1 pseudogene is annotated in these 442 nt (G+C 62.2%); it reads right to left on the bottom strand.

Going from position 1 to position 442, the window contains the following annotated elements:
* Window positions 1-128: 128 nt before the first annotated feature.
* A pseudogene (locus F8271_RS31855) lies at window positions 129-320 on the bottom strand (IS3 family transposase); the annotation flags it as partial.
* Between the last annotated feature and the right edge of the window lie 122 nt (window positions 321-442).

Raw genomic sequence — 442 nt, 5'->3', positions numbered from 1 at the left:
GGGCATGGATCAACAAACCCGACAACAGCGACCCCGCACAGACCACCGCCTCGCCTGTGCTTAACCAACCAGCAGCACAAAGCTAAACAAAATCAAGAAAATGTCTCAGTTGACTTGACAGGCTCCGCGATGTACTCGACGGTGGCCATCTCCAGGTCGTCGAGCCCGCGCCACGGGCCCTTGTTGCGGACGAGTTCGGCCTTGTAGAGGGAGTTGAACGCCTCGGCCATCGCGTTGTCGTACGAGTCGCCCTTCGAGCCGACCGAGGCGACAGCGCCGGCCTCAGCGAGGCGCTGGCTGTAGCGGATCGCTCGATACTGGGCGAGTTCAATCGGTTGTTGCAACACCGGGCTGTTCCAGCGAGCTTAGCTGTTCGGCGAAGACCTCGGCCGGGGTCTTCCAGCCAAGGCTCTTGCGGGGCCGGTTGTTGACCGCGAGGGCG

Origin of the sequence: Micromonospora sp. ALFpr18c (assembly GCF_008868155.1) — a bacterium.
Taxonomy (GTDB): domain Bacteria; phylum Actinomycetota; class Actinomycetes; order Mycobacteriales; family Micromonosporaceae; genus Micromonospora.
Note: the sequence above shows the minus strand (reverse complement) of the source record. Positions and strands in the feature narration are given on the sequence as shown.